Origin of the sequence: Nocardia sp. NBC_00565, assembly GCF_036345915.1 — a bacterium.
In the GTDB taxonomy this organism is placed as follows: Bacteria; Actinomycetota; Actinomycetes; order Mycobacteriales; family Mycobacteriaceae; genus Nocardia.
In genome coordinates, this window is the sequence record NZ_CP107785.1 from 1698392 (window position 1) to 1713560 (window position 15169).

The following is a 15169-nucleotide window of genomic DNA, read 5'->3' on the forward strand; positions in this document are numbered from 1 at the left end:
AGGTCTTCCGAAAATCCCCGCTGCGCGGCGGTCGATGGGTAGTCCATCGGATCGTCACTCAGCGGCGTTGCTGGCGAAAGGCTTTGTCTCCCATGCATATTGCGGCAGTTGTGTTCGATATGGACGGTGTGCTCATCGACTCCGAGCCGGTCTGGGAGCAGGTGCGCCGCGAGTATGTCGCACAGAAGGGTGGGCGCTGGCTGGCCGATACGCAGTCACGGCTGATGGGCATGAGCACCGGGGAGTGGTCGGACTATCTCAGCGACGAACTCGGCGTCGGTGAAACGCCGGACACCGTGGCCAATGACGTGATCGAGCGGATGGCCGACCATTACGAGAAGGCCGTGCCGCTGCTGCCCGGTGCGGTCGAGGCGGTGCAGCGCATCAGCGAACACTGGCCGCTGGCGGTGGCCAGCTCCTCGCCGCGGACCCTGATCGATACCGTGCTCGGCCGTACCGGACTGATCGAATTCTTCAGCGTCACCTTCTCTACCGAGGAGGTCGACCGGGGTAAGCCCGCGCCCGATGTCTACGTGGCAACAGCCGCGTTCCTGCGACACAAGTCCACCGAATGCGCGGCCGTGGAGGATTCGAGCAACGGACTGCGTGCAGCACACGCCGCGGGCATGCGCGTCATCGCCGCACCCCGTCCCGAATACCCACCCGCCCCCGACGCCCTCGCCCTGGCCGCCGAGGTCATCGACACCCTCGACAAACTCACCCCCGCCCTCGTCGCCGGAGAATAAGCCTCAGGGACGGTAGGACTGCAGCAGCGCGCGGGCGGCAGCGGTCAGGTCGGCTTCGAGCCAGTCGGGGAGGACGGAGGCCTGCGCGTGTCGGCGGAGCGCGGCGTAGGGGAGGTCGACTACCGCGCGGCTGACGGCGTCGATTTCGCGGTCGCCGGCACGTCCGAAGAGGTCGGCGGCGACGCGGCGCAGATGTTCGATGAGTGGCGCGTTCATCCGGCCGAGGCGGGCGCGGAATTCCGCGTCCGGGCCGCCGTCGAGTAGGTCGCTGGGGCGCAAGTTCAGCAAAAGCTTCGCGTCGTCGGGTAATTCGCGTCCGAATCGGACGCTTGCCGCCGCCATCGCGACACCGGCCTCGACCGGATCCGGTGCGTCGGCGGCCGCCTCGACGCGTTCCTGGAAGCGTTCGAGCGCACGCAGCCAGGCCGCGGTCAGCACGCCATTGCGGTTGCCGAAGCGGTGATACAGCGTGCCGACGGGCGCACCGCTGGCCGCCGCGATCGCCGCGACGCTGGCCGCGCGGGGGCCGTCGGTGAGCACGAGGGAGCGCGCTGCGTCGAGGATCACGTCGGTGTCGTGCTTGCGGGGTGGCGCCATGTACTAGTACGTTCCTTCTATATGGAGCGATTGCCCTACATAGATGAGCATGCCAGATCGGTGGACGCGAACCGCGATCGGGCGTGGAAGGCCTTGCTGAAAGTTGTCTGTAAAGATTCGAACGATCCACTGAAGCCGCCGAGCGGATTCGTGGTCGACTCGGTCGAGGAGCCGAGTCGGCTCGCGCTGAAGGGGCGGCATTGGTTCTCGCGCTATGCGCTGGTCTTCGAACTCGACGAACAAGGCCCGAGCCGGACGCTGGTGCGGGCGCAGAGCTGGGGCGAATTCCCGGGCCTGCACGGCAAGATCTACCGGGCGCTGGTCATCAGCAGCGGCGGCCACAAGATCGTGGTGCGCGATATGCTCCGGCGAATCGCGGCCGCGGCATGATCCCGGGATCGGTCTGGGGCGCGACCGAGGCCGAACTCGAGCAGCCGCTGCCCTGTGACGACGTACAACCCGGTGGGCTGCCGGCGGATCGGGCCATCAGCATCGATGCGCCGCCGAATGTGGTCTACGGCTGGCTGTGTCAATTGCGGGTGGGGCCTTACAGTTACGACCTGCTCGACAACTTCGGCAAGCGCAGCCCGCGCCACCGCGATCCGGCGCTCACCGAACTCGAAGTGGGACAGCGGTTCATGTCCGCGTTCACCCTCGTCTCGTTCGTGCTGTGCCGCCACCTCACCATGGTTTCCGGCAAGATCTGCGTTACCTACGCGGTGCGCCCGGAAGGGGCGGGCACCCGGCTCACCGTCCGGATCCGCTTCGCCGGATCGCGGATCCTCGCCCGCGCCTTGGCCCTCGGTGATGTGGTGATGATGCGCAAGCAGTTGCTGACGCTGAAGGAGTTGGCCGAAGCCGAGCGGACCGCAGTGCGGTAGCGCCACGCCGCGGACAGTGGCACTGTTCACAATTTGTCGAGGGCGGGCGTGGCGGCGCGGTGCGCGCGAGCAGGATCGGCGCATGTCGAATTACGTTCAGCTCGGTGATATTCGGACCTGGTACGACGAAACCGGCGACGGCGAGCCGGTGCTGCTGTTGCACGGCGGCTTCGTGGACTCGCGGACCTTCGATACCGGGCTGCCCGGTCTCGCCGAACATTTCCGGGTCTACCGCATGGATCGCCGCGGCCACGGCCGCACATCGGATGCCGATGGGCCGATCACCTATGAGGTAATGGCCGAGGATGCGATCGCGTTCCTGGACCAGGTGATCGGTGGTCCGGCGCATCTGGTCGGTTACAGCGACGGTGCGAATGTCGCTCTGCTGGTGGCGATCCGGCGTCCCGACCTGGTTCGCAAGCTGGTTTCGATCAGCGGAAACTTCCACCATGACGGCATGGTGCCCGGCATGGTCGACGGTATCGAGGCCGAGGAGCCCATGCGGCACTTGGGCGCGTTGCACGCCGAGGTATCGCCGGATGGCCCGAACCACTTCCCGGTGGTCGCCGAGAAGCTGCTGCGGAATGCGCGCACCGGGCCCACCCTGACGGTCGATGACCTGGCGGCGATCGCCAGTCGCACGCTGGTCCTCGCCGCGGACGATGACGCCATGAGCCTGGAGCACACCATCGCGCTGTACCGCGCGATCCCGAACTCCGAACTCGCCATCGTTCCCGGCACCTCACATGTGTTGGTGATGGAGAAGCCCGTCGAGGTCTACCGCCAGATCGGCATCTTCCTCACGACCGACGCGATCCGGACCTGGCAGCCGATTCGCCGCGCGTGAACGCGGATCATTCCGGTTCGAGACCGGCGAAGGCGTTTGCGGCGAGCAGCTGACCGCGTAACGGGGAGTGTGCCCATTGCCGGTGGGACGGCAATTCTCGCCTTGGTCATTTCGTCACGAGTCATCGGGGTGCCTCTCCGGCGCACACAGCGGATCACTCGGGGCCATCCGGTCGAGCAATAGCGCCTGTTCGGCGGCATTTCCGGTCAACTCTGCCGCGCGGGCGAATTCGGCGCGGGCTTCGTCGTGGCGGCCCAGTCGCTCGAGCAGGTCGCCGCGAACGGCGGGCAGCAGGTGGTATCTGTCCAACGCACCCGCGGCCACGAGCGCGTCGACCAATTCCAGGCCCACGGCGGGTCCGTGCACCTTACTGACCGCGACGGCCCGGTTCAGATCGATAACAGGTGACGGAAAGCGTTCCGCGAGAACGGCATACAGACCAGCGATGCGCCGCCAATCGGTCTCCGCGCTGCTCGGCGCCATGGCGTGCACCGCGGCGATCGCGGCTTGCAGTGCATAACGACCGGGTGGCAGACCGCGATTCCGACTGACCGTATGGGCATGTCCGAGCGCCGCGAAACCTCGTCGAATCAACAGTTGATCCCAGCGAGCCCGCTCCTGATCCGCCAACAGGACAACGGTTTTCGCGGGTCCGACCCGGGCGGCGGAGCGTGAGGCCTGCAATTCGAGCAGTGCGGCCAGCCCGTGCGTCTCGGGTTCCTCGGGCAGCAGATTCGCCAGCATACGCGCCAAACGCAGTGCGTCCTGACATAATTCGACGCGAATCCAGTCATCGCCCGCGGTCGCCGAATAGCCTTCGTTGAAGATCAGGTAGATGACCTCGAGGACCGAATCCAACCTCCTGGCCAACTCGTCCCCGCTCGGCACCTCATAGGGCACATGCCGGGCGGCAATGGTGCGCTTGGCCCGCACAATGCGTTGGGCGACAGTCGATTCCGGTACGACGAAGGCCCGTGCGATCTCCTCGGTGGTCAATCCGCCGACCAGCCGCAGCGTCAACGCCACCCGGGCCCGCGCCGACAGCACCGGGTGACATGCCGTGAAGATCATGCGCAGTAGATCGTCTTCGATCTCACCGTCGGCCTGCGGCTGCTGAGGTTGGTCGGTCCGCAGCTCGTGACCGACCAACGTCAGCTTGCGCGTGAGGTTCTGGTTGCGGCGCACCAGATCGATCGCCCGATGCTTCGCGGTGAGCATGAGCCAGCCACCCGGATTCGGCGGCACCCCGTCGCGCGGCCACTGCTCCAGGGCCGCGACCAGCGCGTCCTGTGCGAGCTCCTCGGCGGCGTCGATATCGCCGACGATCCGGGTGAGCCCGGCGACCAGGCGCGGCCATTCCATCCGCCACACCGTCTCGACGGCTTCCCTGGTCTGCTCGGGCGACCGGCTCATGCGCGGATCTCAGCCCTCGTCGATCTGGCGAATCTCGACCTCGATATCCCATTCCGGCCCGTGCACCCCGAGGAAGCGCGAGGTCCATTCGATCGCTTCCTCCTTGGATTTCGTCTGCAGGAGGCAGTACCCACCGACAACCTCTTTGGACTCCGTGAAAGGTCCGTCGAGCACGGTCTGCTTGCCGCCGGACTGGTTGATCTTGGTGGCCTCGGTGATCGAGCGCAGACCGGCGGTATCCAGCAGCACCCCGGCCTTCGTCATCTCCTCGATCACCTTGTTGACCTGCTCGAACAGCGCCTCGTCGGGAACCGGCGCGGTGGTCGGGTCAACGTGGATCAGCATCATGTGTCGCATCTGGCCATCCTTCGGTCGGTGGTCGGCATCGTCCGACCCTCACCTCAACGCATCGAACGGCATCGGCTCGAATCGACATTCTCCCGGAAAATTCTTCCGCAATCGCTCCGGGGAGTACACCGCCGGCTACGCGGGCCAGGCGCGCACTGCCGCCCGAGCGGTCCAGCGGCCGGTGTCGTAGCGGACCGCGACGGGATGATCGAATGCGGCGGTCACCGTCTCCGTGGTGACCGTCTCCGGTGCGGGGCCCGCGGCGACGGTGCGACCGTTCGCGATGAGCAGCGCGTGCGTTGTGGTGCTCGGCAGCTCCTCCAGATGATGGGTGACCAGGATCGATGCGACGTCCGGATGGGTCTGGCCGAGTGCGTCGATGGTCTCGAGGAGTTGTTCGCGGGCGGCCACGTCGAGTCCGGTGGACGGTTCGTCGAACAGCAGTAGGCGCGGTTCGGCGATGAGCGCGCGGGCGATCAGCGTCCGGCCGCGTTCGCCCTGGGACAGCGTCGGCCAGATCTCCTCGGCCTTGCCTTTGAGGCCGACTGTGTCGATCATCGCGTCCGCGCGGCGCAGGTCCTCGGGCGTGGGCGTCCAGCGCATCGGGGTGTCGATGGTGGCGGTGATGCCGGTGAGCACGACCTCGCGGACGGTCAGCGGATAGCGCAGCGGGTGGCGGGGGTTCACATGCCCGATCGAATGGCGCAGCGGCGCCAGGTCGACGCGGCCCATCCGCTGGCCGAGGATATCGACGGTGCCCGAGGTCGGGAAGGTGACGGCGGCGCAGAAGCCGAGCAGGGTGCTCTTACCCGCGCCGTTGGGGCCGAGCAGCGCCCAGTGTTCGCCCGCGTGCACGGTCAGCGAGATACCGTCGATGATCTGTTTGCCCTCGCGGCGGAAGGTCACCTCGGTCAGTTGCAGCACTGGGGTGTCGGACACGGGGAGATCTCCGTTCGGGTCGTCTGCGGGGTTCGGGCGGTCTCGGCCGTTGGTCGGAGACTCCGACGAGTTGCACGAGAAGTCGGCCCGAATGCTCTCGGGCCGACTCGGGTGACCGCCGTCATGAGAACTCCGCCTTGAGCGTCGTCAGGTGCGAGCGGCTGAATTCGGCTGCGGCGGTGGGATTTCGGTGCGCGATGGCGTCGGTGAGCCGAATGTGCGCGTCATGGTCGGCGGGTTCGGAGGGGACCGGCCGGATCTTCAACATGTCGATCATGGCCACCCGTAGGCGGGGTAGGAAGGTGTCGAACAGTTGGGTGAGCACGTCATTGTGCGCGGCGACGATGACCGCGCGATGGAATGCCATATCGGCGTCCACATGCTCGGCGACCGGTTCGCCGTGTGCCTCCCGCGCGGCCAGCGCCCGGCGGATGGCGCGCAGGTCGGCCGGGGTGCGGCGCTGTGCGGCCAAGGCGGCCGCTTCGGCTTCGATGGCGATGCGGGCCTCGATGACCGAGGCGATGGTGGCCCGGCGCAGCACGACGTCCCAGTCGTCGGTGACATCCAGCGCGGTGACGAAAACGCCCGCGCCCTGGCGGCTGTCGAGCACGCCCTTACCCGCCAATTCGCGGATCGCCTCGCGCAGGGTGGATCGGCCGACGCCGAGCTGCGCGGCCAGGGTCGTCTCGCCAGGAAGACGATGTCCCAGTGGCCATTCCCCGTCCTTGATGCGAGTCAGCAGCAGCTCGGCCGCCTGTGCCGCCAGTGGGTGACGCCGTACCTGCGAGACCATTGAACCTCTCTACTTGTCTGAGGAGTTGTGTATAGTCTAGCAATCATGCGCACCATGCTTCTGCTTAGCCGCCACGGCGGGGCCTAACGACCGGCCACCCGCCGTGGGGCTTCGTCGTGGCCGGTCATCACTCTGTGTGACGGCCCGAAGGCCAGGAAGCAGCAGATCATGACCACCCGTATTTTCCCCACCATCGCCACACCCGACGGTGCCATTCCCGATGCCGCCCCGTTGTGGAACAGGCAGCGGCATTCACGGATGCCGTCGCATCGGTACCGTGACGTCTACGACCGTGTGGAAGTGCCACTCATCCACCGTGATTGGCCGAACGCCCGGCTCACCCACGCGCCACTGTGGGTGCCGGTCGATCTGCGTGACGGCAACCAGGCGCTGGCCGAACCCATGGATCCGGCGCGCAAGCGGCGCTTCTTCGAACTGCTGGTCGCCATGGGCTACAAGGAGATCGAGGTCGGGTACCCCTCCGCGTCGCAGACCGATTTCGATTTCGTCCGGCTGATCGCGCAGACCGATATCGCGCCGGCGGACGTCGCGATCGTCGTCTTCACCCCGGCCCGGCGCGATCTCATCGAGCGCACGGTGGCGTCGGTGCGTGGCATTCGCAACGAGGTCGTCATCCATATGTATACCGCCACCGCGCCCACCTGGCGAGATGTGGTGCTGGGCAAGGATATTGCCGAGCTGCGCGAGCTGATCCTGTCCGGTGGACGCGATGTGCTCGAATTCGCCGGTGGACTGCCGAATGTCCGCTTCGAGTTCTCGCCCGAGGTGTTCAACCTGACCGAACCGGATTTCGTGCTCGATATCTGCGACCGTATGACGACGCTCTGGGACGCCACCGCGCAGCGGCCGGTGATCCTGAATCTGCCTGCCACGGTGGAGGTCGCGACCCCCAACGTCTACGCCGACCAGATCGAATACATGCACAAGAACCTGGCCCGCCGCGACAGCGTGATCCTGTCGGTGCATCCGCACAACGACCGCGGCACTGGCATCGCCTGCGCGGAACTGGCCGTACTCGCCGGAGCACAGCGCGTGGAGGGCTGTGTCTTCGGCAACGGTGAACGCACCGGCAATGTCGATATCGCGACCCTGGCGCTGAATCTGCATGCGCAGGGCGTGGATCCGATGATCGACTTCGCCGATATCGACGAGATCCGTCGGACGGTCGAGTACTGCACCCGCCTGCCCATCCACGAAAGACATCCGTACGTAGGCGATCTCGTGCACACGGCGTTCTCCGGCACGCACCAGGACGCGATCAAGAAGGGTATGGCCGAACACCGCGAACGAGCCGCCGCGTCCGGCATCGCCGAACGTGAACTCGAGTGGCGCATCCCCTATCTGCCGATCGACCCGGCCGATATCGGGCGCGGTTATGACGCGGTGATCCGGGTGAATTCCCAGTCCGGCAAGGGTGGTATCGCGTATCTGATGCACACCGAGTACGGCCTGGACCTGCCGCGGCGGCTGCAGATCGATTTCGCGCGGCATGTGCAGGCGCACACCGACGACACCGGTCTGGAGATCGCGGCCGCCGAACTGCGGGAGTTGTTCGATAGGACCTATCTGGACACCACCGCGGGGCCGGTCGGGTTGAAGGAATGGCGCACGACCGACGCCTGCACCGAGATCACGCTGAGCATCGGTACGACCACCGAACACAGCGAACACCACGGTATCGGCCCGGTTGAAGCGCTCACCGCGGCGCTGGCGCGAGTAGGTTTTCCGGTCGAAGTGCTCGGTTCGACCCAGCAGTCGATCGGCGCGGGCAACGACGGGACCGCGATCACCTATCTGGAGTACCGCATGGGTGAGCGCACCGGGTGGGCCTGCGGGCGCAGTGACTCGGTACTCACCGCATCGCTGGCCGCGGTGCTCCGGGCCGCGAATTCAGGGCCGGGCGCCTAGGCGGCGAACGCGACATCTTGGGCAAAATGCCCAGGACGACGGCGGCACATGAAAAGGTATGCAGCGTGGTGCGGCACGTGACAGGGAACCTCCCGGCTGAGGTGACTAGCTTCGTCGGTCGTGGCGCCGAGGTCGCCACGGCGCGCAAGCTGCTGTCCAGCACGCGCCTGCTCACACTGACCGGACCGGGCGGTGTCGGCAAGACCCGGCTCAGTCGGCAGGTGGGGGAGACGGTGCGTCGCGCCTTTCCCGATGGGGTGTGGCTGGTCGAGGTCGCGCACGTGCACGACGGGGAACTGGTGGCGTTGAGCGTCGCGCAGACGTTGGGTCTGCGCGACGACTCCAGCGCACCGGTGGTCAGCCTGACCGATTTCCTGGCGGACAAGAGCCTGCTGTTGATCCTGGACAACTGCGAGCACCTGATCGACGCGTGTGCGGCGCTGGTGGACCGGCTGATTCCGGCGACGACGAATGTGCGGATTCTGGCGACCAGCCGCGAGCCGCTCGGGGTCTCCGGGGAACAGGTGCTGCCGGTCGCGCCGCTCGCGGTGCCCGAGGACTCCGATCAAGATGCCCGCCGTCCGGCCGGGGTCGACACCGACGCATTCCGGTTGCTGGTCGATCGGGCCGCCGCGGCGAATCCCGACTTCCAGGTGACCGCGGCGAATCGCGGCGCGCTCGCGGCGATCTGCCGTCGGCTCGACGGTATTCCGCTGGCACTCGAGCTGGCGGCGTTGCGGTTGCGGATGTTCACGCCCGATCAGGTGCTCGCGCGCTTGGACGATGCGATGCGGTTGCTCACCACCGGGCTGCGGACCGCACCGGAGCGGCAGCAGACGCTGGAGGCCGCGATCGGGTGGAGTTATGACCTGTGCACGCCCGATGAACAGTATCTGTGGGAGCAGTTGTCGGTCTTCGCCGGCGGTTTCGACCTCGAGGCCGCGGAGGCGGTGTGCATGGTCGATCCGCCGGGTGCGTTGCTGGACGCGCTGACCGGGCTGGTCGACAAGTCGGTGCTGAGCTATCGACAGGACAGTGACGGTACCGGGCGCTACACCATGCTCGAGCCGCTGCGCCAGTTCGCGCTGGCGCGGTTGGTCGCGCGCGGCGGTGAGCGCATGGTGCGGGTGCGTCATCGCGACCACTACCACCGGGTCGCCAGGCGTGGGCGCACCGCGTACTGGGGCAGCGAGGATGTCACCTGGTTCCGTGACGTCACCCGCGAACATCCGAATATGCGTGCGGCACTGCAGTTCTCGCTCGCGGATCCGGAAAGCGCCCATCGCGCACTGGAAATCGCGACGGAATTGCGGCCGTTCTGGGAACATTACCGCTTCCTGCTGGAGGGCTATCGCTGGCTATTGGAGGCGTTGGACAAGGATCTCGACCACACGAAGGATCGAGCCCGTGCCCTGGCCGCCGCCTCGGTGATCGCCGCCATGCTCTCCGATCCCGAGACCGCCACCCGGTTCGCCGGTGAATGTCTGGAAATCGCAACGGAGCTCGACACCGAAGACGTCCTCGCCGAACATGCCCTGCTGTCGGCACTGCTGGCGTTCGCCGAGGAGGATCCCAGGCGGGCACTCGATATCGCCGAATCCGCCTCGGACCGCGCTCGCGCCTGCGCCCACCACGGTGTCGAGATGGAGAGCCTGGCGTTCGCCTATGTGTGTGCGCTGGTGTTGGCGGACGAACGCGCGGGCGCGATCGCGGACCGATTCCTCGCCGAGACGGCGGAATACGGTTCACACCTGCTCGGCGGGCTGGGGTATTGGGCGGTGGGCACGAACCACTGGCGTAATGGCGAGCAGCGCAAGGCAATCGACGATCTGCGGCGCGCCGTGGAGCTGTTCCGGCTGTTCGACCGGTGCGTGTGGACGGCGTCCGGGTTCGATGGGCTGGCGTGGGCGGCCGCCGCTGACGGCGATCTGCACCGCGCGGCCCGGCTGATGGGTGCCGCGTCCACGGTGCGCCGCGGCAGTACCCAGCGACTCGCCCACGAGATGACCGAATTCGTCGGGGACAAGGTGCGCCTGCAGGTGCGTGATGCGATGGGGGAGAAGGAGTTTCGCGTCACGTTCGAGTCGGGCGCGGCGTTGGGCCTCGACGAGGCGGTCGACTACGCGCTCGGCAACCAGCCGCGTCCGGCCGCACAGCCGGTGAAATCCACTGCGGCAGATGTTCTTACCCGTCGTGAGCGGGATGTGGCGCGGTTGATCGCGGCGGGCTACAGCAATAAGAGCATCGCGACCGAGCTGGTGATCTCGATCCGGACCGCGGAGAGCCACGTCGAACACATTCTCACCAAACTGGGCTTCACCTCGCGGACCCAGATCGCCGGGTGGGTGAGCAGGCACGAGCTCTGACGCGTCAGTCGCCGGTCGCGCCGTCGATGCGTTCGCGGAGGAAGTCGGCGTGGCCGTTGTGCCGCGCGTACTCCTCGATCATGTGCACATACACCCAGCGCAGGTTGTATTCGAGTTCGCGCCGGGGATATTCGAACGTGTGCTCGAGCGACAGCTCGGCGACGGCGGCATCGGCCGATTCGATCTCTCGGTGCAGCGTCGCGAGATCGGCGGCGGCGTCGGCATTGCCGATATCGTCGAAATCGCCGTCCGGATTGTCCGCGCTGCAGTAGAGGTAGTCCAGCTGTTCGCCGCCAGCGGCAATGCGGAACCAGCCGCGTTCGCATTCGGCGAGGTGGCGGACCAGCCCGAGTAGCGAGATGGTCGACGGTGCGACACAGCGCCGCTTCAATTGTTCGGCTTCGAGTCCGGCGCATTTCCAGAGCAGGGTGCGGCGGTGCAGGTCCAGCCAGGCCTGCAGCATGGTGCGCTCATCGGCGACCAACGGCGGTTTGCTTCGGGTGATCTCAGGTGCAGTCCACGTCACGGGCCGACTGTAACTCCGAACCCGCGACGGATCTTGTGAATTACCGCGACACCGCACCGGACGCGGTGCTGCCCATGCCGCCGTGACGGCAGGGGCATCCCCGGCTACAGGCCCGAGGTCAGGAAGTCGATCACCGCACGCTCGAAGGCGGCCTTGCGCTCGATCTGCACCCAGTGCCCGCACCGGCCGAACAGGCGCAGATCCGCGTTGGGTAGCTGTCGCGATGGCAGCAATGCGCCCTCGGCCGGGGTGACCCGATCATCGCGACCCCACAGCAGCAACACCTGATGCCGCAGCGCGCGCAGCCGCGCCCAGAGCGGAACAGGTTCCGCGAAAGCGGGATTCGCGAATGTCGCATACGCATCGCGAATCGCCGCGATGGCGGCCGGATCCGACGCCGTCGCGAGTCGCTGGTCGACGAGTTCGTCGGTGAGCACCGCCTCGTCGAACACCATGGTGCGCAGCCAGGCGAGCACGCGCTCGCGAGTGGGCGTCATCGTGAAGTCGAGTAACCGCCGAATCCCTTCGGACGGTTCGGGTCCCAGCACGTTGACACCCACGCCGCCGGGGGCCATCAGCACCAACCGATCGACCCGCTCGCCGTGCTCGAGCGCCACCAGCGTAGCCACCGCGCCGCCCATGGAGTTGCCCAGCAGATGCGCGCTGGGCAACTCGAGTTGATCGAGCAACCCGATCACCGAGTCGGCCGAGATGCGCAGGTAGTTGCGTTCGTAGACCTCGGGGCGCTCGCTCGCGCCGAAGCCGGGCTGATCCAAGATCAGGCAGCGGAAATGGTCGGCGAGCACGGGCAGGTTCGCGCCGAAGTTCGCCCAGCCCGACACACCCGGTCCGGAGCCGTGCAGGAGCACCAGCGGTGGGCCCGAACCCGCCTCGTGGTAGCGAAGTTTCAGTCCGTCGACCGTGACGTGCCGACTCGTCGAGACGGCGGTTGGCATCAGACCATCCGATCTTCGACCGGCAGTCCGAACTCGCCGCGACCGAACATGGCAAGGGCCCGTTCGACATCGTTGATCACGTGCACACTGCCCGCGTGGGCGTCGCGCCAATGTCGTTCGATCGGATTGGGTTTGCGGATCGAGTGCCCGCCGGAGTTGTCGAACAGCAACTCGATCGCCTGGATCGCGCGCTCGGTGCCGCGCACTTGATCGCGCCGGGTCCGCAGGCGCACCTCGTACGGAATCTCCTCGCCCGCTTCGGCATAGCGCAGCTGCTCGGCGATATTGTGTTCCATCTGCAGGATCGCGGCGTCGATTTCCGAGCCCGCGCGGGCGACCCGCACGTGCGCGAATGCGTCCTCGGCCACCTTCTGCCCGCCGTAGGACAGCCGCACCCGTTCGCGCATCCGCTCGATATGCGCCGCGTACGCGCCCTGCGCCGCCCCGATGATGGGGGCGGTGATGGTGTTGGAGAAGACACCGGCGAACGGAATCCTGTACAGCGCAGCGGGATTGGCCTCCTGGCCCGGTCCGCGCAGCTGCGACTGTTCGGTGGCGCTGTAGGTGCGGTGATGCGGTACGAACGCCTTCTCGATGACGATATCGTTGCTGCCGGTGCCGGACAGGCCGACCACATGCCAGACGTCATCGATCCGATAGTCGTTGCGCGGCATCAGGATTGTCAGATAGTCCTTGGGATTGCCGTGCTCGTCCGGGGCCAGCGCGCCGAGGAAGGCCCACTGGGCGTGATCGCATCCGGAGGAGAAGCTCCACCGTCCACTGACCTCGTAACCGCCTTCGACCGGGGTGAGACGGCCGGTCGGTGCGTACGACGACGAGATGAGCGTATCGGAATCGGTGCCCCACACCTGCTCCTGCGCCCGCAACGGGAACAGCGCCAGCTGCCACGGGTGCACGCCGAGCACCGAGGATACCCAGCCGGTGGACGGGCAGGCCGCCGCGATCGCACGAATGACCTCGTAGAACGCCACCGGGGAGGACTCGTCGCCACCGAACCGCGCGGGCTGCAGCATGCGGAACACCCCCGCCCCGGTCAATTCCCGGATGCTCGCCACGGGAACTCGCCGCGCCAGATCGGTCTCCGCGGCTCGCTCCCGGATCGCCGGGAGCAGATCCCCCACCCGATCGAGCACCTTGTTGGTCATAGCGGGTGTCCTCCTGTGTTCTGATCCCTCGGGTTCCGATTCGCCGGACGCCATGCCGCTGACGCTATGGCGCTCGGAGCGGCCCGTCGGGGACGAGTCCCGGTGATCGGAACTCAGGGCTCGGTGGCCGCGAGTATGCGTTCGAGGAGGGTTTGCAGGCGGCGTTGTTCGGTGGGAGAGAGTTCGTTGGTCATGGGGGAGAGCGACTGTTCGATGTGGCTGCGGAGGCGGTCCACGAGCTCGGCCCCATCCGAGGTGAGGAAGACGTCCACAGCGCGGCCGTCGCCGGCATTGGGGGCGCGCTGCAGTAGTCCGCGCTTCTCGGCGCGGTCGACGAGGCCGGTCATCGATGATTTCTCCAGGCCGAGGTAGTCGGCGAGCGCGGTCATGCGCAGCCGGCGGTCCCGCAGGATTCCGAGCACTCGCAGTTGGGTGAGCGACAGGTCGTTTTCGGCGCCCAGCTTGTTCAATACCGCCATCGTCGCAAAGGCGGTCTGTACGAGTGTGTCGACCAAGCTGTCCTGTTCGGCTGGGCGCGGCCGCGATGTCACCATGCACGAAGCCTACTTGACTCGATTCGTAATACCAACTAATTTTAGTTCGTATTACCAATCAAATTGTGAAGGAGTTCCATCATGAAAGCCGCGGTTGTCAGCTCGTTCGATTCGGCTCCCCGCTACGCGGAGTTCGCTGCGCCCGTACCGGTCGGTCCGCACGACCTTGTCGTCGATGTGATCGCGTCGGGACTGCATCCCCGAGTTCGGTCACAGGCCGACGGAACGCACTACACCAGCACCGATACGCTGCCGCTGGTCCCGGGGGTCGACGGTGTCGGGCGGGGTGCGGACGGTCTGTTGCGCTACTTCATCCTCGCGGACACCACTGTGGGCGCGATGGCCGAACAGACCGTCATCGATACCCGCCGCAGCATTGTGTTGCCCGAGGAGTGCGACCCCATCGCGATCGCGGCCGCCGTGAACCCGGCCATGTCCGCATGGGTCGCGCTCCGTCAGCGCATCGAATTCCGGGCCGGGCAGCAAGTCCTCGTCCTCGGTGCCACCGGCAATGCCGGCCGGATGGCCGTTCAGGTCGCGAAACTCTTCGGCGCACAACAGATCATCGCCGCCGGTCGCAACGCCGAACAGCTGGCCGCCTTGCCCGCACTCGGCGCCACCGACACCGTCCTGCTCGACGGAGACGCCGGTCGGCTCGGTCGAGCGGCCGCCGACGTCGATGTCGTAATCGACTACATCTGGGGCCAACCCACCACCACCGCGATGGTCGCGGTCATCACCGACCGCGCCGACCGCGCCAAGCCGCTCACCTGGATCGAAATCGGCTCGGTCGCCGGCCCCACCGCATCGATCCCTTCAGCCGCCCTCCGCGCCGCCCGCCTCGAGATCGTCGGCAGCGGACAGGGTTCGGTGAGCACCCACGAGATCCTCGCCGAACTCCCTGCTCTGGCTCAGGAAATCACCAAAGGAACCTTCGACATCGCCGCCCGCCCCACACCACTGTCGGACGTCGAACGCGCCTGGGCCGAGACTGCCCGAACGACCGAACGCATCGTCCTCACCCCCTGACCGACTTTGCGAAGAGTGTCGCGCCCACCCCGTTCTCTCCGACGCTCATAGCGGTGTCGGTGAACCCGGCCGCCATGGG

Annotated in this window: 16 protein-coding genes; 7 read left to right on the plus strand and 9 right to left on the minus strand. The window is 66.8% G+C overall.

Translation table 11 applies throughout. The features are described from left to right. Positions 1 to 92 precede the first annotated feature (92 nt). Positions 93 to 746 (plus strand): HAD family hydrolase, encoded by a 654-nt coding sequence (locus tag OG874_RS08240; RefSeq protein WP_330254519.1) that lies wholly within the window; start codon positions 93 to 95, stop codon positions 744 to 746. Between the two features lie 3 nt (positions 747 to 749). Here OG874_RS08240 and OG874_RS08245 read toward each other — a convergent pair whose 3' ends face one another. Then, the gene (locus tag OG874_RS08245) at positions 750 to 1343 is read right to left on the minus strand and encodes a TetR/AcrR family transcriptional regulator (RefSeq protein ID WP_330254520.1); all 594 of its coding nucleotides are present in this window, start codon (positions 1341 to 1343) and stop codon (positions 750 to 752) included. A 21-nt stretch (positions 1344 to 1364) separates the two neighbouring features. Between OG874_RS08245 and OG874_RS08250 the strand changes: the two genes are divergently transcribed. The 3 genes from OG874_RS08250 (at position 1365) to OG874_RS08260 (ending at position 3071) form a co-directional block, all read left to right on the plus strand. Beyond that, complete coding sequence (locus OG874_RS08250) at positions 1365 to 1733, plus strand: hypothetical protein (protein ID WP_330254521.1); 369 nt, start codon at positions 1365 to 1367, stop codon at positions 1731 to 1733. Next, positions 1730 to 2224, plus strand: a complete 495-nt coding sequence (locus tag OG874_RS08255; RefSeq protein WP_330254522.1) for a hypothetical protein — start codon at positions 1730 to 1732, stop codon at positions 2222 to 2224. Before OG874_RS08250 ends, OG874_RS08255 begins: the two co-directional genes overlap by 4 nt. Before the next feature lie 82 nt (positions 2225 to 2306). After that, on the plus strand, positions 2307 to 3071 hold the full coding sequence (locus OG874_RS08260; protein ID WP_330254523.1) for an alpha/beta fold hydrolase: 765 nt from the start codon (positions 2307 to 2309) through the stop codon (positions 3069 to 3071). 114 nt (positions 3072 to 3185) lie between these two features. On the opposite strand, the gene OG874_RS08265 is transcribed toward OG874_RS08260, so the two are convergent. From OG874_RS08265 to OG874_RS08280, 4 genes are all read right to left on the minus strand, one after another. Beyond that, a complete protein-coding gene (locus tag OG874_RS08265; RefSeq protein WP_330254524.1) occupies positions 3186 to 4484 on the minus strand; it encodes an RNA polymerase sigma factor in 1299 nt (432 codons plus the stop codon). A gap of 9 nt (positions 4485 to 4493) precedes the next feature. Next, positions 4494 to 4841, minus strand: coding sequence for a YciI family protein (locus tag OG874_RS08270; protein WP_330254525.1), 348 nt, complete (start codon positions 4839 to 4841; stop codon positions 4494 to 4496). A 126-nt stretch (positions 4842 to 4967) separates the two neighbouring features. After that, complete coding sequence (locus OG874_RS08275; protein ID WP_330254526.1) at positions 4968 to 5771, minus strand: ABC transporter ATP-binding protein; 804 nt, start codon at positions 5769 to 5771, stop codon at positions 4968 to 4970. Between the two features lie 121 nt (positions 5772 to 5892). Beyond that, positions 5893 to 6564, minus strand: coding sequence for a FadR/GntR family transcriptional regulator (locus tag OG874_RS08280; RefSeq protein WP_330254527.1), 672 nt, complete (start codon positions 6562 to 6564; stop codon positions 5893 to 5895). Between the two features lie 258 nt (positions 6565 to 6822). Between OG874_RS08280 and OG874_RS08285 the strand changes: the two genes are divergently transcribed. Both OG874_RS08285 and OG874_RS08290 read left to right on the plus strand, forming a co-directional pair. Next, positions 6823 to 8493, plus strand: a complete 1671-nt coding sequence (locus OG874_RS08285) for a 2-isopropylmalate synthase (protein ID WP_442943386.1) — start codon at positions 6823 to 6825, stop codon at positions 8491 to 8493. A 101-nt stretch (positions 8494 to 8594) separates the two neighbouring features. Beyond that, positions 8595 to 10859, plus strand: coding sequence for an ATP-binding protein (locus OG874_RS08290; RefSeq protein ID WP_330254529.1), 2265 nt, complete (start codon positions 8595 to 8597; stop codon positions 10857 to 10859). A 4-nt stretch (positions 10860 to 10863) separates the two neighbouring features. On the opposite strand, the gene OG874_RS08295 is transcribed toward OG874_RS08290, so the two are convergent. From OG874_RS08295 to OG874_RS08310, 4 genes are all read right to left on the minus strand, one after another. Then, positions 10864 to 11385: a DinB family protein gene (locus OG874_RS08295; RefSeq protein ID WP_330254530.1), complete on the minus strand. Its 522-nt coding sequence runs from the start codon at positions 11383 to 11385 to the stop codon at positions 10864 to 10866. A gap of 104 nt (positions 11386 to 11489) precedes the next feature. Beyond that, the gene (locus OG874_RS08300; RefSeq protein ID WP_330254531.1) at positions 11490 to 12341 is read right to left on the minus strand and encodes an alpha/beta fold hydrolase; all 852 of its coding nucleotides are present in this window, start codon (positions 12339 to 12341) and stop codon (positions 11490 to 11492) included. Further along, positions 12341 to 13507, minus strand: a complete 1167-nt coding sequence (hsaA, locus tag OG874_RS08305) for a 3-hydroxy-9,10-secoandrosta-1,3,5(10)-triene-9,17-dione monooxygenase oxygenase subunit (protein WP_330254532.1) — start codon at positions 13505 to 13507, stop codon at positions 12341 to 12343. Before hsaA ends, OG874_RS08300 begins: the two co-directional genes overlap by 1 nt. 113 nt (positions 13508 to 13620) lie before the next feature. Further along, complete coding sequence (locus tag OG874_RS08310) at positions 13621 to 14061, minus strand: MarR family winged helix-turn-helix transcriptional regulator (protein WP_330254533.1); 441 nt, start codon at positions 14059 to 14061, stop codon at positions 13621 to 13623. Positions 14062 to 14142: 81 nt separating this feature from the next. Between OG874_RS08310 and OG874_RS08315 the strand changes: the two genes are divergently transcribed. Continuing rightward, the gene (locus tag OG874_RS08315) at positions 14143 to 15090 is read left to right on the plus strand and encodes a zinc-binding alcohol dehydrogenase family protein (protein WP_330254534.1); all 948 of its coding nucleotides are present in this window, start codon (positions 14143 to 14145) and stop codon (positions 15088 to 15090) included. Positions 15091 to 15169: the final 79 nt, after the last annotated feature.